The sequence below is a fragment of the Mesorhizobium sp. SP-1A genome, from assembly GCF_032460275.1.
Taxonomy (GTDB): Bacteria; Pseudomonadota; Alphaproteobacteria; order Rhizobiales; family Rhizobiaceae; genus Mesorhizobium.
Genome location: NZ_JAVXZD010000016.1, coordinates 1 through 21,526, shown reverse-complemented (window position 1 = coordinate 21,526; position 21,526 = coordinate 1). Strand labels below are relative to the sequence as shown.

Sequence of the window (21,526 nt, the reverse complement as noted above, 5' to 3'; positions counted from 1 at the left end):
TATGTCAGCATTTTTTGAATAAATTTTCGAAATGCCGCTATCAGAACTAGTCTCGGCCGCAGCGGATTTCACACCAAATGGAGGAACGGCGGATGGCCGATGACATGAAGAGCCTGAGTACCGACGACATGCTGCACGTAATGCAGTGGCACAACGGCGAGAAGGCGTTTTCGCCGTTTTCCGATGTTGAAATGGCCCGCCGCCAGGACGACGTGCGCGGCTGGATGGCGAAGAACGACGTCGATGCCGCTTTGTTCACGTCCTACCACTGCATCAACTACTATTCCGGCTGGCTGTACTGCTATTTCGGCCGCAAATACGGCATGGTCATCGACCATGACAAGGCAACCACGATCTCCGCCGGAATCGACGGCGGGCAGCCGTGGCGGCGCGGCTTCGGCGACAACATCACCTATACCGACTGGCGGCGCGACAATTTCTACCAGGCCGTACGCCAGCTGACGGCGGGCGCCAAACGTGTCGGCATCGAGTTCGACCATGTTTCACTGGATTTCCGTCGCCAGCTTGAGGCGGCGCTGCCGGGTGTCGAATTTGTCGACGTCGGCCAGCCTTCCATGTGGATGCGTACCATCAAGTCGGCCGAGGAACACAAGCTGATCCGCGAGGGCGCACGCGTCTGCGACGTCGGCGGCGCTGCCTGCGTGGCGGCGGTGAAGGCCGGCGTGCCGGAGCATGAGGTTGCCATTGCCACAACCAACGCCATGATCCGCGAAATCGCCAAGTCGTTCCCCTTCGTGGAACTGATGGACACATGGACATGGTTCCAGTCGGGCATCAATACCGATGGCGCGCACAATCCGGTCACCAACCGCATCGTTCAGTCGGGCGACATCCTGTCGCTCAACACCTTTCCGATGATCTTCGGCTACTACACAGCGCTCGAGCGCACCCTGTTCTGCGATCATGTCGACGACGCCAGCCTCGACATCTGGGAGAAGAACGTGGCCGTCCATCGCCGGGGCCTGGAACTCATCAAGCCGGGCGCGCGCTGCAAGGACATCGCGCTCGAGCTCAACGAGATGTATCGCGAATGGGACCTGCTGAAGTACCGTTCGTTCGGCTACGGTCATTCCTTCGGCGTGCTGTGCCACTATTACGGCCGCGAGGCGGGCGTGGAACTCCGCGAAGACATCGATACCGTGCTGGAGTCCGGCATGGTCGTGTCGATGGAGCCCATGGTGATGCTGCCGGAAGGCACGCCGGGCGCCGGCGGCTATCGCGAGCACGACATCCTCATCGTCCAGGAGAATGGCGCCGAGAACATCACCGGCTTCCCCTTCGGTCCCGAGCACAACATCATCAGAAACTGACGGGGTCAGAGGCTGATCGTGGGCTTCCATATTCCTCACGACTGGCCGGACCGGTGGATGGACAATCCGTCCGTCCATCCCCGTCCGGTACCAGGTTCCGGCGTGGCGGATCTGCCGCGCCTTGCAGCGCTGGTCGTCGCCGCGATCTGCAAACGTATGCCCGGTCAACCAACAACGTCTGTGCCGGATGGACATAAGGGCGGCCGAAAGCACGGATTTGCCATGCCGTGGCGATCTTTCTGACAGGTACGAAAAAAGCCGCGGGGATACCGCGGCTTTTGCTTTTGCTTCGGAGGCGCGCGGTGGGTTAGCGCGGAAATTCCGTCTCCAGCGCTTTTGCGATCCCGTCCGTGCAAACCTGAAGCAGGATCTCGCCCTTCTCGGCGGAAGCCTCCTTCGGCGACGACAGCGTGCCGCTGGCGGGCGTCCATTCCGGCCTGGGCGGATAGACGTCATAAGGCGGGAACGTTGCCGGTGCATGGTCAATCGCGCGCTCCAGGCGCACCTGACCCGGATGGAGCGCCAGCATCAACGAGGTTTCCAAGACGCCGCCATGTTCAATGTCCCAACCCGGAAAGCCCTTCGGATAGAGCCGGGTGATCGTGTCCTTGTCGACGAAGTCCCAATAGGACAGCACGACGATCTTCATGTCCTCGATCCCGCCCCATCTGAGTTCGCGCAGCGCGAGGTCGATGCCCTCGATGATGAACCAGGAGTTCTCGAAATGGCCGTTGACCAGGCAGATGCGACGCGCGCCGTGGCGAGCGAATTCCTTGATGACATCGCGCAGCGCCGCCACCAATGTCGCGCCGTCAAGGCTGGTGGTGCCCGGAAGGTGGTTGCCGCCGCCCGACTTCTGGTGCGACTTGTAGCCATAGGTGAAGGGCGGGGCGACCAGCGCACCGATGCGACCGGCGACGCGGCGTGCGAATTCCACGGGCAGCAGCACATCGACGTTCATTGGCATGTGGTGGCCGTGCTGTTCCATCGAGCCGATAGGCAGCAGCACAGGCGTGCTTCCACCGCGTATCCTGGCGTCATAGTCGGGCCAGGAAAGCTCGGCGGCGAAAACCGATTGTTCAGGCATGGACATCTCCCATCTTCATTCCGAGCCGATGATTGGGGCCATTGCAGAGATATGAGAAATTTATAATCGTCATCCTCTCATGAGGAATGGAAATCCATGCGCAACATCATCAATTTCCAGACGGACCTGCTACGCACCTTCGTTTCGGTGATCGACCTCGGCGCCTATACCAAGGCGGGAGACATACTGGGGCGCACCCAACCGGCAATCTCGCTGCAGATGCGCCGGCTGGAGGAACTGGTCGGCGCTCCGGTCATCAAGCAGGTCGGGCGCACGCTGGTGCTGACCGGCGAGGGCGAGATGCTTCTGAGCTATGCCCGTGAGATCCTGCGCCTGAATGACGAAGCAGCCTCCTATTTCAACCGCGCCAAGATCTCTGGCGTACTGCGGGTCGGATTGCCGAACGATTATGCCGTGGCGTTCCTGCAAGGCGTCATTACCGAGTATACGCGCCGGCATGCCGAGATTTCGCTGGAGATTTATTGCGGCTGGAGCGCGGAGGTGCTCGACCGGCTTCGCGCCGACGAGCTCGACCTTGCCATCGCCATGGTCAACAACGAAAGGGCGCAATATCTCTCCCGATCATGGATAGAGCAGCCGATATGGGCGGCGGCGGAGAACGCGGCCGTCGACCTCATGGCGAACATCCCGCTCGCCGCCCACCCGGAAGGCTGCGCCTACAGGGCGCGCATGATCCAGGCTCTGGACGCAGCGCGCGTGCGCTGGCGCGTGGCATATACCGGCTCCGGCATCGGCGGATTGCAGAACGCGGTGCTGAACGGCCTTGGGGTCAGCGCGCTCACCCGCTACACCATGTTGCCCGGCATGCGGGCCCTGGACGAGAGCGACGGCTTTCCGCCGCTTGCCGAGATCCGCGTCGGGCTGTTCTACAAGCATCCGCGCCTGTCTGACGCAGGTATCCGACTGGTCAACCACATTATCGCCCGGCTGGACGAAGCCGGGGTTTCGGGAGACCCCGTACGCGGGTCGAGAGAACTCGATCGGCAATAAGCGTCACTAATGCAGAAATTATCAGAATTAATTTTCCAAATATAATCGGGCTGCGTAACGTCACGCAAACAAATTAAAAAAGGGGAAGTGCAATGACCATCAAGGAGACGTTGACGGGAGTGCAGACCCGTCGCGAGATGCTGAAACGCGCAACCGTGCTAGGTGGCGGCGCGCTTGCCACGCCATTCGTCAGTCGGCTCGCTTTCGCCGAACCGGTGGAACTCACCATGCTGGCCTGGTACGGCCATGCCGAGCCGGATGTGGTGGGTGAGTTCGAAGCCGAGAACAACGTCAAGTTCAAGCCGAAATATTATACCGGCGGCGACAACATGCTGGGCCTGATCTCCCAGTCTCCTCCCGGCACGTTCGACCTCATCCTGTCGGACGCCGAATATGTGCAGCAGCTCAACGCTGCCGGCTATATCGAAGAACTCGATCCGAAGGATTATAATTTCGACGACTATTTTCCCGAGTTCCAGCACTTCCCAGGTCACTGGCAGGATGGCAAGCTCTACTCCGTCCTTACCCGCTTCGGCTTCCTCGGCGTCGCCTACAATACAGATGCGATCACCGAGAAGGAGGCATCGAGCTACAACGTTTACTGGGATCAGAAATTCAAGGGCAAGGTCGGCCATTTCGACTGGCACCTGCCCAATTTGGGCCAGATCAGTCTGCTTGGCGGCAATGCGAAGCCGTATGATATCGATGCGACGGCTTGGAAGGCCGTGCAGGACAAGACCATGACCCTGCGGCCGCAGATCGGCGGCTTCTTCGATTACGGAGGCACCTTCTCCTCGCTCAAGAACGGCCAGATGCTGGCGATGGCCGGCATCGGCGACTGGATCACCGGTGTGCTCGAAAAGAACGGCGCAAAGGTGCGCAGCACCATTCCTGAAGAGGGCGGCCTGCAATTCACCGAGTCCTTCTCTATCGGCAAGGGCACCAAGAAGGGCGATCTGGCCAAGAAGTGGATCCAGTATATCACCTCGCCCAAGGGGCAGGTGAAATCGGCCAACATGGTTGCCTATCCATGCCTGATCCCGAACAAGAAGGGCTGGGAATTGCTGGCCAGGGAAACGCCGGCAGAAGCCAAACGGCAGGGCATGCTGCTCAACCAGAGCAATAATGCCATGGAACTGATCCGGTCCGGCCGCATCAAGTATCGGCAGCTTCCTGTGCAGCAGAGCCTCGAGGATTGGAACGACTTCTGGTCCGAATACAAGAGCACCTGATCTCAGACGGACCTGCGAAGCTTACGCCGGGTTCTGAAGCAAGATTCGTAGCCTTCATGGTCCGGAAACGGCGATCATTCAGGTTCCAATGCCGGAGCGGGCCATGGGCCCGCTCGGCTGTACAGGCCATCGGTGGCCGGCCTTCTCTCAGGACTGCACGATGCGAAGAACGATCACCATCTACGGGCTGAGCTTTTCGCTGCCGATGCTGGTCTGGCAGGTAGTGTTCTTCCTCGCGCCGCTCTTGTTCCTGGTCGCGCTCAGCTTCTGGTCGGTCCGAAATTTCCGTATGGAGCCGGATTTCAATCCTGACAACTGGACGAGGATGCTCGGCCGCGCCGTCTTCTGGCAGACATATCTGCGCACTTTCGTGCTGTCCGGCTGCGCGGCTGCCGTCACCAGCGCGCTGGCATTTCCCTGCGCCTACGGCATTGCCTTCAAGCTATCGGAGACGGCGCGCCGCTGGGCGATCTTCCTGATGGTCATTCCCTTCTTCACTTCGTATCTGGTGCGGATCTATTCTTGGCAGATATTCCTTGCCGACAATGGCATCGTCAACGCGTTGCTGGCCAAGGTTGGGCTGGGGCCGTTCGCGATGCTGAACTCGGTGTTCGGCGTGATGATAGGCTATCTAACGCTGAGCTTCCCGCTCGTGGTGCTGCTGCAATTGTTTAGCCTGGTCTTCGTCGACAAGACACTGATCGAGGCCGCTCACAACCTGCGCTGCGGCCGGCTGCGCACCGTCTTCGAGGTGGTGATGCCGTCTGCAAAGGTCGGCCTGGTTATTGCCGCGCTGTTCTGCTTCATCCTCACCTTCGGCGATTTCGTCAGCCCGCTCTATCTGGGCGGCGGCGACCCGCCCACGCTTTCCATTCTCATCACCGACACCACCAAATCCGGGCAGCAATGGCCGCGCGCGGCGGTGATTGCGCTGACCATGATCGCGACGCTGCTGGCGGTCGCCTTCGCCGCGGTGGGCTATGCCTACAGGGAGCGCGGCCGATGAACGACTTCAACCGCAACCGGCTGATCGACTGGGCGCTGAAGCTCTATATCATCCTGTCGTTCTGCTTCATCTTCGCGCCGATCGCGGCGAGCTTCGTCTTCTCCTTCAACGTCGACCGCTTCCCCTCGCTCCCGCTCGGCGGCTTTTCGACTGTCTGGTACGAGGCGGTGTGGCACGATCCGCTCGTTTGGGAAGGATTGCGCAATACGCTGGTCGCCGGTACGGTAGTCGCGGTGCTGGCCACGGCCATCGGCTTCGGAGCCGCCTACACAGACTTTCGCTACAAGTTCTTCGGCAAAACCTTCTATGTCGCGCTGGCGCTGCTGCCGCCGACAATTCCCGTCGTCATCCTCGGCCTCGCCATGCTAGCCTTCCTGTCCACCATCAGCCTGTCGGGCGCGATCTACTCGGTCATCATTGCCCATGTCGTCATGTGCGCGCCCTTCGCCATGGCGATCGTCAGGCTCAGACTGTCGCAGATGGACCCGTCGCTCGAAGCAGCGGCATGGAACCTCGGCGCTTCGGAATGGAAGGCGATGCGCCATGTCATCATCCCGTTTTGCAAGCCGGCGATGTTTGCCGCTCTTTTCATCACCATGGCCGTCTCCTTCGACGAGTTCGCCGTTGCCTGGTTCGTCTCGGGCCTCAACGAGACCCTGCCCGTCAAGGTGCTCGGTTTCCTCCAGGGCCAGGTCAGCCCGCGCATCAACGTCATCGGCACGTTCGTCTTCGTCGTCTCAATGACGCTGGTGGTGCTCGCGCAGATCCTGCTTATGAAACGCAGCGCCGCGCCCCGTCCGTCGGCCATGCCAGCCGCAACGGAGGTGTTATGAACGATCAATCCCTCGTCGTTTTCAACGGCGTCGCCAAGCGCTTCGGCAGCTTCGTCGCCGTCGAGAAGATGAATCTCGAGATCCGCAAGGGCGAATTCCTTGCCATCATGGGTTCCAGCGGCTGCGGCAAGACCACGACGCTGCGCATGCTGGCCGGTCTGGAGGCGCCGAGCGAAGGCGAGATCCGCCTGGCCGGCAAGCGCATCAACGACCTGCCGACATGGCAGCGCGACACGCCCATGGTGTGGCAGAGCCTTGCCCTGTTCCCATTCCTGACCGTGCGGGAGAATGTCGAGTTCAGCCTGCGCATGCGCGGCGTCGGGAAGGCGGAGCGCCGCAAGCGCGCCGACACCTGGTTGGAGCGCATGCAGATCACCGAGTTCGCGGAGCGTAACGTGGCGCATCTGTCGGGCGGCCAGCGTCAGCGCGTGGCGCTCGCACGCTCGCTGGTGACGGAGCCGGAGATCCTGCTGCTCGACGAGCCGCTTTCGGCGCTGGACGCGCATCTTAAGGTGCGTATGCAGACGGTACTTTCCAATCTGCAGCGCGAGCTGGGCATCACCTTCGTCTATGTCACGCACAGTCAGTCGGAAGCTTTCTCCATGGCCGACCGCGTCGTGATCATGAGCCGGGGGCGGATCGAGCAGATCGGCAACCCCCAGGAGATCTACCGCGCGCCGCGCACCCGCTTCGTTGCGGAATTCCTCGGCTCCTCCAATATCTTTGCCGGCAACGTTTCCAGCGCAAACGGCAATTCGGTGAAGATCGCCACCCCCGCCGGCGAATTCATCATCCTGCCGAATGCCGTCCGGACCTTCGCCAAGGGCGACAAGGCCACCTTCGTGGTGTCGAGCGATCGCATACGTCTAAGCAACGAGCCCCCTGCCGATGGCTACAACGGCTTGCAGGCGTCCGTGATCGGCGAGGAGTTCGTCGGCGCCACCGCAGTGATCCACCTCGAAGGCGGGAACGGCGCCGAGATCAAGGCGCAGAAGAGCCACGAGGAACTTAATGACTTGAATCTGGAACCCGGCGCCAAAATCTGGATCTCGTGGCGCCCATTGGAAGCGCATGTTCTGCCATGTGATTAGCCGGAATGAGCTTCGGTAATTCATCGAGGAATAAAGTCTTATGAGCACGGCGATACCGAGGCGAATGGCCAATTCACCTGGATTCTCCGAAAATGCCGCAACAAAGGCTCGGTGGCCGGCGATTCGAACGACTGTGAACAACAGCGTCGGACGATTGTGGAACTCGGCAAGCAAATTCCTCGGCGCCATCTCGGTCTGTGCGTCATCCAAAGAGGCGAAAGGTAACGAACCCGATATTCCGCCCGGCTGGCCGTTTCCCTTCTGATGCAACTCGAAACAAGCTCTCCCAGCCTAGGTCTGAGATATGGAATCTTAATCGTTTTCCCTTAGCAATAGCGCCAGGCTTTGACTTGGCTCTCGGGGACCGCTTCAAGCAGATCAACGATCTTTTCGGTCACCCGACCGGCGGCGCCGTCCTCCAGCTTAACCTGTGAGGCGCCATGGAAATGTTCTTCGCCGCTTTGGGCGGGCTGCCACGTCTTGTTCTCTATGGCCTGGTCGCCGGACTGCTGGCCGGCGTCGGCGTGATCGTCGGCCGTCTCCTTAGGCGCGGTGGCGTCAGATACAGCGGACTGGTCCTTCTCGCGGCGATCGTCGCGACGCCAGCGGTCACCGAGGGCCTGCTGGCGCCGCGCATCGAGGATGCGCTGGTGAACCGCGCCTTGCCGATGATGGTCGACGACGTCACCAGGCTCGTTCATATCGACATGGGCAACAAGCGCTTTACCCACCATTACGAGCTTCTGGGCGGTGCGGTGCCGGCGGGAACCGGAGCCAATGACCTGAAGGCGCTTAAACTTCCCCAGCTTTGCAGGCAGTTGCGGGCGGCATTCAGCGCCGGCGCCCTCGAAACCGCGGAATATCGCTACCGGATCGACGGCAAGGAGCTCGCCTTCACCGTCGAGCCCGGCGAGTGTGGTCACGTCACCCGAACGTAACAAGGGCATGCGGCCTGGCACGACTACGGAGGGCGATCGGATCCGGGCACTGGAGGGCGAGGTTCGCGATTTGCCGTCATCACGAGGCCAAGTACCGTCGTTGTGCCAATCGAGCAAGCCCTGACGCATGATCGGCTTTGCGACACAAAACCATCGACCTGACGTAGCTTTGGCAAAATGGCATCCGGCTTGTTTTTCTTCTGAAGAAATCAACCCTCATCCCAACAGCTCAGGGGCCTACTTCAAGAAGGTCCACTTTTCGGGGACAGGGCCGGAATTCGCTGAATGGCCACTTGCCACCGAACCGTTGAGAGCTGCTTCGGCGCGCTACCGTATTCGTATCACGATCGTCACACCGGGCGCGGTTAGGGTGGAACTCCACGGCATTAGCGAGAAAGACGTTCAGCAATCGAACAACGAGTTTGCTGCGCTGACTGTTGCCTGCGCTGGTGGCGCACGGAGTCTTCGAAGAACACGTCCTCGCGGCCGCTCTTTCCCTGCCGGGCTGGGATTTTCATCGAACCCTACGATGATTGACAGGCTGCCTTGCAACAACGGAATGAGGCATCCCGTCGGCTTTGTCATGACATCAACGCCAGATTGTGTTATTTGATTTGTGTCGGGCATGTGAAATCCCCAGAGCCGAGGAGATCAGGGGGATGAGCGATGTCCAGTGATATCGAACCCCAAAAGCACAAGCCGCACGATCCGCCGACCATCGCTGTCGTGGCCGGGCAGACGCTCGTGCGCACCTGTATCGTCCGGTTCCTGAAACATGAGCTGGCCGGCTGGGATTTCCTCGACACGGACTCGACGGAACATCTCGAAAGCGCCCGTGGCAAGGATGTCCGTCTGATCGCCCTGGACATGGCGAGCCGAGATGTCGACAGCCCCGGTCTGCGCGCTGATCTGGTAATGATCGGCAGACACTTCCCCAAGGCCGCGAGCGTGCTTTTGTCCAATAAGGACGATGTCCTGGCGGAATCGCGGGCGCTGGAGATGGGCGTTCGCGGCTACTTCACCAATTCGCTCCCGGTCGAGGTCGCTCTGGCGGGTGTCAGCCTGGTGCTGGCCGGCGGCGTGTTTTGTCCGCATCCGCTGGCTACGCTGCAATATGGCTCGGCAACCGGAGCGGCGACCGCGTCGATGGCGCGCGCCGCATCGACGGAGAATGGCGAAAGGCAAATGAATGGCATGGCCCGGCGTGATGGTCATGACGGCTTCACGCGTCGCGAGGCGGACGTGATCGCCGAACTGCGATGCGGTCATTCCAACAAGGTGATTGCTGAGAACCTCAGCATGTCCGGCAACACGGTGAAGATGCATCTGCAGCACGTCATGCGCAAGCTGCGGGTCCAGAACCGGACGGAAGTCGTCTTGCTGCTGGGTTCAAAGGAGCTCGTCCGGCAAGGTGCGCCGGCTTCATTCGAATTCTGAGACTGATCAACTGTGCCGCATGAGCCATGATTTCAGGTCAGTTCGACAAGCCGGTTTCAATGAAACTTGAGTGCGCACGCCATCAGCGCCGACGGAAACTCGTACGCAATAGCCGCGAGCGCAACGGTCCGGACGGTTCCGACATTCGTGACAGCGGAAGCCTGTGCCGCTAAAATCGCTCCAGATCCCGTTGAAGCAAGACGCTTCGCCGACCGCAGCGAGGGCCTGATGGCGGCATCAACGACCACGACGCTTCATGCATGGGCGACCCCCGCCTTCGTCGACGGGTCGCCCGTCGATCACACATGGGTGACGACCTTCGACAACCGGAAATTCAACTATCCGGACGTCGAGGCCGTCGTCTCTGCAAAGAAGTACTATTGGTTCTGCTGGGGCGCCTATCATCCGTCGGGCGGCATTCCGGGCAATTCCACCGGAGCCTTGGCGTCGCGGAAGGGAAAACTGCCGTTGGCGACATGCCTGGTCGTGGCAAACGCAGACGCGCGGCAGGCGCCGGGAGCGCGAGGAACGATCTTCATCTACGGGGTCGACGGCGTTTGCCATCAATTGGCCAACCAGGTGCTTTATGCAACGGGAGGCGGCCGGAGCGCGCCGCTGACGGTGAGCGGCGCGCGCGGATACTTGGCCAGTACGTTCATCTATGGAACCTACGGCCTTCAGCGGTCGGCGTGGGCCGCAAGTATCGCGCGTTGCAGCGCGGCAGCGAGGAAAATGCCGCGCGCCGGAGGAACGGGTATGCCGAAGCAATCCGAACCTGACGATTTCGAGACCAATGCAAGGCGCGTGCTGGCAGATGAGCCTCAGTTGCTGGCCAGGCTGCTCTCGTTGCGCGGGGAGGTGCAAAGTTTTGCCGCTCATCGTATCCCGAGCAGCGCACCGCCGCCGGCCGAGATGCTCAATTCGCGCAACCAGCATCTTCTCGACGAAGCGGCGCGGTTGCTGGGAAAGGAAAAATTCGAGAAGGTTTTCGGCTTTCCCGCCGATCAACGGATCAATCTGGTCGACCCGTCCGTGTCCGGAGACAAGTGAGCCGGATCGGCCGCAGGATGAACCGCCGGAAATCAGCCAAACACCATCGATATCAGGCGAGGCCGCCGATCAGGTTGCCGGCTTCACGGCCGGTCGTTCGACCTTTGCCTGTCGCGCGAGGTTTTCGCCGCCGGCCGCGTCTTGCCCTTACCGGCCGACGCCCTGCCGGGCGCCTGGAACAGCGCGCTCAGCTTGTCCGCGATCGGGGTGCCGATGCCGGTGCACGGGTCGGGGCCGATGCGGGCGCGGAAATAGCCGTTGTCGCCCTTCGTGATGTCGTTGAAGCAGGTGTGGTTGAGCCAGAGCCGCGGCGTGATCAGGCCCAGCTTGCGTCCGAAGGCAGCGAACAAGCCGGCATAGAGCGGCGCCACCGCGCTGGTGCCGCCGATCGCCTCCTGCGCGCCGTGAACGAACACCTCGTAGCCGGTGTAGGGATCGGCATTGGCGGCGACGTCGGGCACCATGCGGCCCGGCCCGTGCGGCGCGCCGGCCTGCCAGGCCGGCATGGGGCGGAACAGTTCCGAGAAGCCGCCGCCGGTGCCGGAGCCCTGCGGGTTGCCGGGATCGTCGTTCCACACCGTTTCCACGGCGTCGGCGCCGTGCGGCTTCATGGTGCCGCCGCAGCCGACGACGAAGGGGCTGGACGAAGGCAGGTCGACATTGGCCGGGTCGGGGCCGCCGTCCGAGGAATCGTTGTCGCCCGAGGCGGCGAAGACGATCATCCCGGCCTTGGCGGCAGCTTGTGCCGCCATGTTCAGCCTGGCCGGATAGTCGATGCCGGCGGCGGCGGCCGCCGCCTTCCAGTTGGCCTCGTCCGAGCCCCAGGAGATCGAGCAGACATCGCAGCCGTCGGCAGCGGCGGCAATGATGGCGGTGGCCATCGCGCCCCAGTCGGCGGCGTCGGCCCAATAGACGCGGACACTGGCCGCGTTGCCGGTGGCCACGGCATAGGCCGCGGCGGCGACCTCGATGTCGAGCGCCACCTCACGGTCGGGATCGGCGGCCGGATCGCCCGGATGCCGGTTCGGCTCGTTGCGGCCGGAGCCGACCGGCACGTCGACGACGGCGGGTGCCGGCAGGCCGGTCGAGCGGAAATACGCGTCGATGTCCTTTTGCACCCAGCCGCCGCTGAACTCGATGATGGCGATGACGCCGCCGCCGGCCAGGCCGTTCGGCCAGGAATAGGCCTCGCACAAATCCTGCACCTTCCACGGCTTGGCGCCGGCCACGGCCGGACGGAAGGCGACATCGCCGATGCCGGGCAGCTTGAAATAGGGCCGGACGATGTGCGGTACCTTGTGCGACAGCGCCGCCCGCTCGGCAAGACGCGCACGGCGCTTGCCGACCGCGCGGTCGTACATCACGGCGAGATCCGCCTTCATGGCCGTGCGTGAGCCTGCGTCGAGATAGATCATATGTCCGGAGGGATAGTTCCTGACGGTGAGGTTGGCACGCGCGCCGGCGTCCACCAGCGGCATGGCGTCCAGCGTCAGCCGGGTCTGGAAGAATGGCGTCACCGAATCGAACCAGCCGTTGGCCGACAGCACCAGAAGATCGGGATTGGCGGCCATGGTGGCGGCGAGGTCGCTGCGGTCGATCAGGCTGTCGGGATTGTCCTCCATGGCGTAGGGCGGCGGCGGCGTGAAGCCGGGCATGCTCGTCCTGATGCGCCGCGGCGCGAAGGAGCCGAGCAGCAGGAACACCGAGGAGGAACCCGGCCCGCCATTGTAGAAGAAAGTCACCGGGCGGGTGGCGGGGTCGATGCCGTCTGCGGTGAAGGCGACATAGAAGAATTTCGCGGCGGGCCGTGAACTCGACGGGTCGACGGCGACGAGATGGCCGGCGGTTGCCGTGTAGGGTATCTCGATGCCGTTTATGGTCGCGACGTGATGCGTGATGGCGGCATTTTCGCCGGCGTCGGTGATCGAGTCGTCGGGTCCCGACCCGTAGGCGGTGGTGTCGAGGAAGGGCTGATCCGCAGCCGACTGGCGAGCGGCCGGACCCCTGAGGTTCGCCCCTCCGACCCCGGTGCGTTTGTTGCTCGAGCCCCTGCGTTCCTTTTTGCCCACCCCATCGCTGACTGCGTCGGCCATCGCGGACCTCCGTGTCTTCGAGTTGGCGGCGGCCCGGCGCCGATAAATGGTCGACCCGTCGAGCTCCCCGAAATCGCCGCGGAACATTCCGCGCCGATGCCCAGCCTGCATGATCGACGGGATGTCCCAACCTTACTCCCGGTTGCGGAAGTCGACAAGTTTTCGGCCGCGACTGCAGAACAGAGGATAGGGCGATTGTAGCTGTCCTGTCGTCTCGGCAGCATGAGGTGGTTCGTGGCCGTCCGGCAGGCCTGCCGGATTTTGGCGTTCAGCTTACACATCTGTTGGCGTAAAGCCCGCCCTCTACGGTTCAGACCCCGACCCGCGCTCGTCCGCTCCAGAGCGTGCCCACGTCACAAACAGACGCCGCCGCCTGAATTCAAACGGAAGCGAGCGATCGTACACGGCCGGAACTTCGATTGATGACCAAAGAGCAGAGCCGTTGGCTTGCCGCTACCGCCGCGACGATAGCGGCAACCTTTCCGGCGTCGGCAAACAATTACTTGCAGGCGGCCATTTCCTTCATGGCTTTTTCAGCGGCCGCCTTGCTTGCGTACACCTTCTTTCCTTCGTTCATCATCTTGGTTCCGTCTGGCTTCTTGTCGACAACCTCGCACTTCTTTGTGGTCGCATCCTTTGCGACCCAATATTCGGTTGCCGCGAACACAGGAACGCTGAAAACGCTGAATATCGAAGCTGCAATCAGTATCTTGCGAAACATGGTCTACTCCTCCGTAACAGGCTTGGGATCGCCCTTCTGCAGCTAAACTAACGTCGCCGGGGACCGGTTCAATATATTGTCCCGCGCCGAGTTCGGTTTTTTGATCGGCCAGCGTGCCGGCCTTGATCCAGTTCGCCCTGATGTCCAGCGCGTGCAGGGAGGCGAAGACCGGGAGCCTCTCCGTGAGCAATGCCAGCTCGGAATCCCGGAACGGCTTTTCGGTCCGGTCCAGAAAGATGCCGAGGCACCAGTCGCCGCCGTCGGCCAGCAATATGCCGACCTCGTCGCAGATCCGCGACTGGGCGAGGAATTCGGCGATGTACTGGCCGCGCTTGACCTCGTCGTCGGCCAACGTCCTCAGCGGCACGATGCCGAGGCGCTGCTCGCGCCGCCAGCAGGCATAGAAGGGATCGAAGACGTAGTAGTTTTCGAGGTAACGCCGCACCATCTCGTCGGAGAAACGCCGGTGCTTGACGAATTCCGGCATCCGGGTGGCCGAATAGCGGGTGACCGTGACGAGGTCGTGCGCGATGTCGGCGCCGATCAGGTCGATCAGCCGGTCGACATGCTCGGCCGTGCCGGTGGCGGCGATCGCTCGCGCCAAACAGTCCCAGATCCGGCCCGTGCGCATGGTTTCTTCTCGATGATCCATCCCGCCCCGTCATTGTGTCTTTAGGCATATGGTGTGGTCGCGCCGCACGAATCTAGGCTCGTCCTATCGTAGCCAAGTTTGCGGAAGGCGACAGTGAACCAACCAATCGTTATCGGTATCGACGCCGGCGGCACCATGACCGACACGATCCTCGTGGACAGCCAGGGGCACTTCAAGATCGGCAAATCGGCGACCACGCCGAAGAACGAGGCGGAGGGCTTCCTCGCCTCGGCGGAAGACCCAACGGAACCGCCACGGCGACGATCAACAGCGCCAGAGCGGCCGCCGCAAGGCCGCGCCAGAAGACGAGGCTCTGCCACAAGCCGCCTGTCGGATTGCCAGCGCCCGCGGCAAAAAGCATGCGATCGAGCGCCTGCTTTGCCGCTGCCGGAGGCTCCACTTCAGGATAACCGTCAGCCAAAGGCGACAATCGCGCTTCCCACGCCTCGACCAGCCGCGCGAAACCGGGATCGCGTTCAACGCGACGGGCCGCCTGCCGGCGCTCCTCTACTGGCAGCGCGCCGACGACATATTCAGCGGCGAGCAAATCGTCGCCCTCTTCCATTGGCCGGTGATCATCCTCGAACGTCATCTTTCGAGACATTCCCTCAGCTTCATCAGGCTGCGTCTCAGCCAGGTGCGCATCGTATTGAGCGGCACGCCGTGGCGGGCGGCAAGCTCGGCATAGCTCTCTCCCTTCAGAGACGCGCCACGCACCGCGTCGGCCCTGGCCTTTTCAAGCTCCTCGAGACAGCCATGGATTCTTTCCCGCTCGCCCGTGGCCACCGCGGCCGCTTCGGGTCCGGGCGCGGGGTCGGCCAAATCGAGCGCGCCCTCAATGACGGAATGGTGCTCTCGCCGCGCCCTGATACGATCGATCGCATGGTGTCGCGCGATCGCCACCAGCCATGAAATCGGGCTGAGGTCCGAAGCCGCGAACCGATCGGCCTTCGTCCATATCTTGACGAACACCTCCTGAAGCGCCTCCTCTGCCTCCGTTCGGTCATTCAAAACACGCAAAACAGACACCGAAAAGTTTCGCGCTGGTCGCTCGATAGAGAGTATCGAAGGCCGACCTGTCCTTCATCGAGGTGCGGACGATCAGCTTCGTGATGTCTTGCGGCGTCATCTACCGGAATTTCCAGTGTGCGACACAGCGCAATAAAAGGGAGCCCGCATTGTCAAAGGGGGCTTGCGAGGAACCCGAACAAATGCATTAGGCAGCCTGCGTCCGATGCAATGTCAGTCTTCAGCCGCTGTCGGCTGATCATGAACCGAAACTGGCTCGCTCCGATTGTCATCTCACGCGAATCGGCGTCGCGGTCAATTCCGGAACACTGCATTTCAGGTCCGAGATCAGCCCATCTTCCAACCCGTAAACCCAGCCATGAATGCGCACTCGCTTGCCGCGCTTCCATGCCGACTGCACGATAGGAGTCTTCTCAAGCCTCTCGACCTGATTGCGCGTGCTCATTTCGCAAACGAGACGAAGCTTTGAATCCTGGCTGGGCACCTGCGCCAGTTCATCTTTGTTGCGTTCGGCAATGTCGCGGATCGGCTGCAGCCAATGATCGATGACGCCGTGCTTTTGCCCGTCGAGCGCGGCGCGGATACCGCCGCAGCCGTAGTGGCCGCAAACGATGACGTGGGAAACCTCCAGGACCTCGATTGCATATTCCAGAACGGACAAAAGGTTAAGATCGCTGGGATGGACTAGATTCGCGATATTGCGGTGTACGAATACTTCCCCGGGTTCCAGGCCAGTGATCGTGTTGGCGGGAACCCTGCTGTCTGAACAGCCGATCCACAGATATTGCGGCCGCTGCAGATTCGAAAGCCGTTCAAAATAGCGGGGGTCTTCGCGTCGCCGCTCCTCAGACCATTTTCGGTTGTTGTCGAACAGATCATTGAGCATGCATGCCTCCATCTCACTCGCCGTTCAAAGCATAGTGCTTCGATCCGCGCGGCTGCAGCCGGCCTGCTAAGCCGTGTTAACGATTATCTTCGCTACTACCAGAGAAAGAGCGTAGGGTGCAATTGTCGAGGCCATGTCAAGGGCGCAATCGAATTGAGGGCGGCCATCGGGCCTGGCCCCAACATAAGGAGGACTGTAATGTCTTCCACTTATTTAAAATCTTCAGACATGACGGCGATTGAGAAGATCCTTGCCGAAGTTCGGCCGTCTTTAGTTCAAGGCACGCACCGTCAGACGGTGGCAGCGCGCTTTCTCATTGGGCGCTTCGATAGAAAGGCTCAGGCGTACATGCGCACAATTCTGAACATGTACATAAAAGAACTGGACTCACATGAAGACGCGCTTGCGAGATGGAGCGATGAGGGCGGGGCCACCGGCAAAGCACCCCGAACCGAAGCGCGGCGCCGGATCGACAACGACACCGATGGAACACGCAGGCGGGCACTGGAAACCAAGCTCAGAAACCGGCTGATCTGACAATGACCAAATCCATTCCAGCCGACCGCGCCTTCAACGATGATGAGATCGGCGTGAGGTGCCTCTTTTGCGCCCACGAGACCAGAAAAACCGTGGGTTGGATACGTGCCCACACGCAGATGGAGTGCCCGGCCTGTGGCACGATCGTTGATATTGAAAGCAAAAATTTCCGTGTGGGTAGGATCGGCAACGAGGCGTGAGACGGTTACGTCCTCATGCGAAAACCAGGGATTGTCGTCATGAGCCTTGATTTCCCGAACCGGAGTCGCAGCCTCGACGCGGTCCGGAACGCGGGACGCTTTACAGGCGATGATGGCATGTTCCAGGTGCCTTTCTTCGTGGAAGCAGCCGCGCTGGTCTCCTCACGGGGCGAAGACGACACAAGCATGTCGGAAACGGTGTGCCTCGCAGCGTTCAATGCGGCTCGCGCTTCTGTTTATGAGACCGCGCACAAGGTCTATTCTACCAGCCGGCGTCCGCCCTACCTCCTGACGGTTGCTGATTTCCGGCGGTGAAAGCGCAAAGCAGACAGAGAGCCTGAATTGACGCACCGCATCATTGAAATGATTCGATCAAAACTTAAAGTCGCGGCACGATAGAAGCAGGTGGGGGCGTCCAGGAGACGCAGAATGCAGCTACACCAGCGCGGCGTGGATTTGCTCCTGAACATCATGGATGCTGCCCCCAGCACGCGGAAGAATTAAAGCCGGACGAAATCCGCGACATTTTGACCAAGGCGACGGGTGCTTGGCGCGATCCTCGAAAGAGACGCTGAAATTGCGTTGCGGAACGCCAAGGCGACAGAACGCCAGCCAGAATATCAAACTCTCGAATTTCTGGGGGAGACTCTGTTCGTAACGCCTGGAAACCACGCAGTTAACGGCAGCAGGTAGCCTTAACCCCGCACCTCCCTGTGCTCGCGCGCCTCTTTTTGCTGAATTTTTCGCCGAACTTCTTCCAGCGCCACTCCGAGCAGCGCATCCACCTCCTGCAATTCATTCCGGTCGTTGCAACCGGCGATATATCGCCGCAACTGTTCGAGCGAGCGGCGAACATTGTGCATCGGATTTCTTTCTGCCTTAACGCCAAACACGCGCCTTCGACAATGGTTCCGGTTCACGGCCTCTATGTCAAAATAAACAGCCCGCCCCATTTCTGGAGCTGGCCGGTTTGCGGGAACGGGGTATAAACGGATATAACTGGCTATGGCGCAAACCCGCCCTTGATCAGAAACGCGATGATGCCGCCATGATCGGCTTGTTGATCCACGAAAGCGTGCTGCTCGCGTCGCGAACTTCCTGATCGGACATGGCCGCGATGACTGCGGCTGACGGCCGGATCGGACTGTCGAGCCTTTGGTGGTTTGGCAACCGCCCAACGCCAAGAGCGCAGCGAGGATATAGATCGAGCTTATTGTTTTCATAGACTTACCCCTGTTTTGAGTGCAAATAGCGAACCCGTCGAGCGTTCCAGCGCTGCGACGGGTTCTACGCTTGTCCCACACCTCCCATGCCTCACACTCGTTCGGACTGGCCGTGCTGGTGCCGTCTTCGTTCTGAACGTTCACTAGATCCCTATCCACGAAGCCGTCGTAGTCGTCGGCGCTGATCGTATGCCGGAAAGCATCCCATGGCCGGTTGTCCCACCGCTTGGAAGGTCCATGCCGGAAATCGCGCCAGCTTACCGCCTCGAATACGATCCGCTCATTGACGGTGGTTTCATCAAAAGGGGCGGCCGGCTCCGTTTCGCCGTCGTCCTGATGCGAGAAAGCCGTCCTGGGCCATCGCCTCAAGCTCGACCTGCAAGCGGCCGTCATCGACCTGCACCTGAATGGCCCGCTCGATGATCTGGGCAGTCGCGGGAAAGCATGCCCTTCAGGTGGTTGTTGCCGCGCGGCGTCGAAATGAAGGCCGCCCAGCCGTTATTCTCCGCGAGGATCGGGGCCAGATAGGCCCACGCCGTGGGGTTCGCCAACGCCCATTCCGAGGCCGTCAGTCCTACCGGCGGCGTACCCACCAGCGCATTGTAATTGTCGGCCCGACAACTTGCCACGTCGAGCCATTCATGAAACGGATGAGCATATCCGTCTCGCGCGTGTTCGCCCCGACCTCGTGCGGGAACGCTTCATCTATGCGCCGCCGCCCCCGTCCTCGGATTTACCGCGTCCCATATGGCTTTGCGGGCCTGCGCATATTCCGGCAGCATGTGCCAGTACGTGCCGACGCGATTGAACGCACCGACAGAATGCATGCGCAGGTTGATATCGTCCTTGCCCGCGCGGCGATGCCAGATGAGAAGCTGGCGGTTGCACCCGTCAAGCCACGATACCCATGCCGGCCGCTGATAATCGCGCGGCTCCCATTCATGTGGAAGGTTTACGCTCGGCACGCTGTACCACGTTGACCGTCAACGGCCGGCCATCGGCATCCGTAAGCGCCAGCTTGTCGCCGTATTTTTTCGGGGCGAGCTTCCCGACCATCCATTTGCGGACATCGACCTGAAGCCTGCGGTGTTCGATCATGTCGCCGCGCGTTACCTCGGTCTTGCCGTCCGACGTGACCTTGGTCTTGACGCCTTCCACCAGCGTATTGGCGATATCCTGCGCCTCATCGAACAGGGCGTCGGCCTGCAACTCCCTTGCTCGCGCGTATTGTTCACGAAATCCTTCGCGCGCGGCCAGCCACCTGCAGACGCTCGATGTGGACGGCATGCCTTCGTCCCTGCAAATCGAGCGCAGGCTTTCACCTTCCGCCAGGCGCTCGCAGATCGTGTCCGCTATCTCTTCGGTAAAATCGGAGGGGCGGGGCATTCGTCATCCTTCGCGGCATCAGCGGCTATATGCGGCTGTCCGCTCATGGGGTTGCAGTCAGGGCAGGGCATGCCGGCGCCGCAGTCGCAGCTTTCCATTCTGTCCTGTGAGATCTTCCAAGGCTTGTCGGGGTGGTTCTCACACACCCAGCCGCGATCGGCACAGCGAATGCAGTCCCCACGCATTGGGTGGATCCTCGAGGATGGGAAGCCCGCTTGTTTGCGGATGCCGTGCGGGCCACACCAGCGCTTATCACGGTAGAGGCGACGGTATTGCTCGGCCTGTATGGAGCGGGGATGATATCGGTTGCTCAAACGATACCCATATGGTGCAATGCTTTCCCTCGGTGAAACGTTGCCTCCAACACACCATCGTGCTGTCTGCTCAGCTCCTCCAACTTTTTGGTGACAACTATGCCCATGGAACTTGACGAATTCGAAATCGGCAAGGACTTCGAATGCAGCGGCAAGACCTATCGCTGCACGGATATTGGTTCACGATCAGTTGTTGCAATCCGGGTTGATCGCGTGGAAACCCAGACACGGCATGAAGACACCACCACGCGTCGAGTGCTCGATCGCTGGCGAGCCGATGCCGAGGGGTGGTTCAGGGGGCCGCCATATGCGATTTTGGAAATGGTCTTCGATGAAGAAGATCTCGAACTCTGCACTCTCGCAACATGACCATCTGAATTTGGAAACGATATTTTCCAAGGACTGGAGATGCTAGCCTCTGTCCATGTCGATTTATTGCCTGGCCGTTGAGTAACATGATATGATGATCTTTCTCGTGCACGATCATGTGCACCTGTCCTGACAAAGATCGGACATCATCATGAAACCCCGTCAATGGATTACGCCGGCCTTATATGGCGCGGCCGCAGGAGCCTTGGCGCTTGCAATCGTCGGCTTTACATGGGGCGGCTGGGTTACAAGCGGATCCGCTCGGAAGATGGCAGAAAATGCAAGTGTTGATGCAGTCGTCGCCATCATGACCCCATACTGCATCGCGCAGTCAAAGACGTCACCCAACTCCGCAGAGGTGCTCGCGGCGCTGAAAACAGCTACGTCTTACGATCGCCGGGGAATTATCGAAAAATCCGGCTGGGCAACTCCGCTTGGCGAAACGGAACCAAACATGGCTCTAGCGGTGTCTTGCAGCACAGCACTCGCCGCCAACTAGCCGGAACTGCCCTCGCGAGACTGGCGACTGTTCAGAACCTTTTTCACAGCGGCTGGTGTTGCTCGCCCTAGGAGGAACGACAATGCCTGGAGATACAGAATATGAGACCGGCTCCCATCATCTCGTCAAGAAGACCAGACGTTATACCAACGGAGAATTCTCCCAAGATGCGGCAAAGAACAGCCCACCGCCTTCTGGCATAGGGAATTCCGAACACCTCGATGACATAAACGAGAAGACCCGCCTCTCCGACGGGCAAAATCCTCCGGGCACGATACCTAGCCCCGGCATGGAAAAGCTAGGAGCCGGTCCAGCCATTGCCGAGCATTCCAAGGACACCAAAGCACCGAAAGCGGGGAGACAGCCCGGGACCCCCTACGTCAAGGAGTAGACCGCGATGGCTGGGCGGGCCACCTGCGTGCTCTACGCGGCCTCGTCTCGCTCCAACATTTCGGGATGATGTGTTGAGTGCCGCCGAGACCCTTTAGTGGAGTGATGATGTGGACGCCTCCCCATCGGCGACAGCAACCGTGATATCGGTTTGCTGTTGCCTCAGGGGAAAGCAAGGAGCGTCCACAATGCATATTGCAACAATCGGACT

24 protein-coding genes and 2 pseudogenes are annotated in these 21,526 nt (G+C 60.8%); 17 read left to right on the top strand and 9 right to left on the bottom strand.

Annotated features, from left to right (window positions below; all coding sequences use genetic code 11):
* Positions 1 to 92 precede the first annotated feature (92 nt).
* Complete coding sequence (locus QU595_RS29835; RefSeq protein ID WP_315928917.1) at positions 93 to 1,331, top strand: M24 family metallopeptidase; 1,239 nt, start codon at positions 93 to 95, stop codon at positions 1,329 to 1,331.
* A gap of 307 nt (positions 1,332 to 1,638) precedes the next feature.
* Here QU595_RS29835 and QU595_RS29830 read toward each other — a convergent pair whose 3' ends face one another.
* Complete coding sequence (locus QU595_RS29830) at positions 1,639 to 2,418, bottom strand: creatininase (protein WP_315928915.1); 780 nt, start codon at positions 2,416 to 2,418, stop codon at positions 1,639 to 1,641.
* 96 nt (positions 2,419 to 2,514) lie between these two features.
* Between QU595_RS29830 and QU595_RS29825 the strand changes: the two genes are divergently transcribed.
* The 9 genes from QU595_RS29825 to QU595_RS29785 all read left to right on the top strand — a co-directional run bounded on the left by QU595_RS29825 (position 2,515) and on the right by QU595_RS29785 (position 11,016).
* A complete protein-coding gene (locus tag QU595_RS29825; protein WP_315928913.1) occupies positions 2,515 to 3,429 on the top strand; it encodes a LysR substrate-binding domain-containing protein in 915 nt (304 codons plus the stop codon).
* A 92-nt stretch (positions 3,430 to 3,521) separates the two neighbouring features.
* Positions 3,522 to 4,661: a spermidine/putrescine ABC transporter substrate-binding protein gene (locus tag QU595_RS29820; RefSeq protein WP_315928911.1), complete on the top strand. Its 1,140-nt coding sequence runs from the start codon at positions 3,522 to 3,524 to the stop codon at positions 4,659 to 4,661.
* 160 nt (positions 4,662 to 4,821) lie between these two features.
* On the top strand, positions 4,822 to 5,667 hold the full coding sequence (locus QU595_RS29815) for an ABC transporter permease (protein WP_315928909.1): 846 nt from the start codon (positions 4,822 to 4,824) through the stop codon (positions 5,665 to 5,667).
* The gene (locus tag QU595_RS29810; RefSeq protein ID WP_315928907.1) at positions 5,664 to 6,500 is read left to right on the top strand and encodes an ABC transporter permease; all 837 of its coding nucleotides are present in this window, start codon (positions 5,664 to 5,666) and stop codon (positions 6,498 to 6,500) included. The genes QU595_RS29815 and QU595_RS29810 overlap by 4 nt, the downstream gene beginning before the upstream one ends.
* The gene (locus QU595_RS29805) at positions 6,497 to 7,591 is read left to right on the top strand and encodes an ABC transporter ATP-binding protein (protein WP_315928905.1); all 1,095 of its coding nucleotides are present in this window, start codon (positions 6,497 to 6,499) and stop codon (positions 7,589 to 7,591) included. Before QU595_RS29810 ends, QU595_RS29805 begins: the two co-directional genes overlap by 4 nt.
* A 440-nt stretch (positions 7,592 to 8,031) precedes the next feature.
* Positions 8,032 to 8,529 carry a hypothetical protein gene (locus QU595_RS29800; RefSeq protein ID WP_315928903.1) on the top strand — a complete coding sequence of 166 codons (498 nt, stop codon included), beginning with the start codon at positions 8,032 to 8,034 and terminating at the stop codon, positions 8,527 to 8,529.
* Positions 8,530 to 8,656: 127 nt separating this feature from the next.
* Positions 8,657 to 9,142, top strand: coding sequence for a hypothetical protein (locus QU595_RS29795; protein WP_315928901.1), 486 nt, complete (start codon positions 8,657 to 8,659; stop codon positions 9,140 to 9,142).
* A gap of 53 nt (positions 9,143 to 9,195) precedes the next feature.
* Entirely contained in the window at positions 9,196 to 9,966 is a 771-nt protein-coding gene (locus QU595_RS29790) for a response regulator transcription factor (RefSeq protein ID WP_315928899.1), read from the top strand.
* Between the two features lie 147 nt (positions 9,967 to 10,113).
* Complete coding sequence (locus QU595_RS29785; RefSeq protein WP_315928897.1) at positions 10,114 to 11,016, top strand: hypothetical protein; 903 nt, start codon at positions 10,114 to 10,116, stop codon at positions 11,014 to 11,016.
* An 83-nt stretch (positions 11,017 to 11,099) separates the two neighbouring features.
* Here the strand turns inward: QU595_RS29785 and QU595_RS29780 are convergent, their stop codons facing one another.
* Together QU595_RS29780 and QU595_RS29775 are read right to left on the bottom strand one after the other, a co-directional pair.
* Positions 11,100 to 13,109 (bottom strand): S8 family serine peptidase, encoded by a 2,010-nt coding sequence (locus QU595_RS29780; protein ID WP_315928895.1) that lies wholly within the window; start codon positions 13,107 to 13,109, stop codon positions 11,100 to 11,102.
* Between the two features lie 533 nt (positions 13,110 to 13,642).
* A complete protein-coding gene (locus tag QU595_RS29775) occupies positions 13,643 to 14,461 on the bottom strand; it encodes a hypothetical protein (RefSeq protein ID WP_315928935.1) in 819 nt (272 codons plus the stop codon).
* A 114-nt stretch (positions 14,462 to 14,575) separates the two neighbouring features.
* Here QU595_RS29775 and QU595_RS29770 point away from each other — a divergent pair.
* Positions 14,576 to 14,731 (top strand): annotated as a pseudogene (locus tag QU595_RS29770) (hydantoinase/oxoprolinase N-terminal domain-containing protein); the annotation flags it as partial.
* Here the strand turns inward: QU595_RS29770 and QU595_RS29765 are convergent.
* The 3 genes and pseudogenes from QU595_RS29765 to can all read right to left on the bottom strand — a co-directional run bounded on the left by QU595_RS29765 (position 14,655) and on the right by can (position 16,397).
* Positions 14,655 to 15,074 carry a hypothetical protein gene (locus QU595_RS29765; protein ID WP_315928893.1) on the bottom strand — a complete coding sequence of 140 codons (420 nt, stop codon included), beginning with the start codon at positions 15,072 to 15,074 and terminating at the stop codon, positions 14,655 to 14,657. The pseudogene QU595_RS29770 and the gene QU595_RS29765 overlap by 77 nt on opposite strands.
* Positions 15,071 to 15,611: pseudogene (locus QU595_RS29760) on the bottom strand (sigma-70 family RNA polymerase sigma factor). The gene QU595_RS29765 and the pseudogene QU595_RS29760 overlap by 4 nt, the downstream one beginning before the upstream one ends.
* Positions 15,612 to 15,779: 168 nt before the next feature.
* On the bottom strand, positions 15,780 to 16,397 hold the full coding sequence (gene can / locus QU595_RS29755) for a carbonate dehydratase (protein ID WP_315928891.1): 618 nt from the start codon (positions 16,395 to 16,397) through the stop codon (positions 15,780 to 15,782).
* A 198-nt stretch (positions 16,398 to 16,595) separates the two neighbouring features.
* On the opposite strand from can, the gene QU595_RS29750 reads away from it, so the two are divergent.
* The 3 genes from QU595_RS29750 to QU595_RS29740 are packed head-to-tail and all read left to right on the top strand — an operon-like array spanning position 16,596 to position 17,449.
* Entirely contained in the window at positions 16,596 to 16,934 is a 339-nt protein-coding gene (locus tag QU595_RS29750; protein ID WP_315928889.1) for a hypothetical protein, read from the top strand.
* A 2-nt stretch (positions 16,935 to 16,936) separates the two neighbouring features.
* Positions 16,937 to 17,134, top strand: a complete 198-nt coding sequence (locus tag QU595_RS29745; protein ID WP_315928887.1) for a hypothetical protein — start codon at positions 16,937 to 16,939, stop codon at positions 17,132 to 17,134.
* A gap of 39 nt (positions 17,135 to 17,173) precedes the next feature.
* Positions 17,174 to 17,449, top strand: a complete 276-nt coding sequence (locus QU595_RS29740; protein ID WP_315928885.1) for a DUF1488 family protein — start codon at positions 17,174 to 17,176, stop codon at positions 17,447 to 17,449.
* Between the two features lie 380 nt (positions 17,450 to 17,829).
* On the opposite strand, the gene QU595_RS29735 is transcribed toward QU595_RS29740, so the two are convergent.
* From QU595_RS29735 to QU595_RS29725, 3 genes are all read right to left on the bottom strand, one after another.
* Complete coding sequence (locus QU595_RS29735; RefSeq protein ID WP_315928883.1) at positions 17,830 to 18,750, bottom strand: hypothetical protein; 921 nt, start codon at positions 18,748 to 18,750, stop codon at positions 17,830 to 17,832.
* Positions 18,747 to 18,986, bottom strand: a complete 240-nt coding sequence (locus tag QU595_RS29730) for a hypothetical protein (protein WP_315928882.1) — start codon at positions 18,984 to 18,986, stop codon at positions 18,747 to 18,749. The genes QU595_RS29735 and QU595_RS29730 overlap by 4 nt, the downstream gene beginning before the upstream one ends.
* Positions 18,987 to 19,296: 310 nt before the next feature.
* Positions 19,297 to 19,743 carry a terminase small subunit protein gene (locus tag QU595_RS29725; RefSeq protein ID WP_315928880.1) on the bottom strand — a complete coding sequence of 149 codons (447 nt, stop codon included), beginning with the start codon at positions 19,741 to 19,743 and terminating at the stop codon, positions 19,297 to 19,299.
* A 419-nt stretch (positions 19,744 to 20,162) separates the two neighbouring features.
* Here QU595_RS29725 and QU595_RS29720 point away from each other — a divergent pair, with 419 nt between their 5' ends.
* From QU595_RS29720 to QU595_RS29710, 3 genes are all read left to right on the top strand, one after another.
* Complete coding sequence (locus tag QU595_RS29720) at positions 20,163 to 20,426, top strand: hypothetical protein (RefSeq protein WP_315928878.1); 264 nt, start codon at positions 20,163 to 20,165, stop codon at positions 20,424 to 20,426.
* A gap of 151 nt (positions 20,427 to 20,577) precedes the next feature.
* A complete protein-coding gene (locus QU595_RS29715) occupies positions 20,578 to 20,925 on the top strand; it encodes a hypothetical protein (RefSeq protein ID WP_315928876.1) in 348 nt (115 codons plus the stop codon).
* 82 nt (positions 20,926 to 21,007) lie between these two features.
* Positions 21,008 to 21,316: a hypothetical protein gene (locus QU595_RS29710; protein WP_315928874.1), complete on the top strand. Its 309-nt coding sequence runs from the start codon at positions 21,008 to 21,010 to the stop codon at positions 21,314 to 21,316.
* Positions 21,317 to 21,526 lie beyond the last annotated feature (210 nt).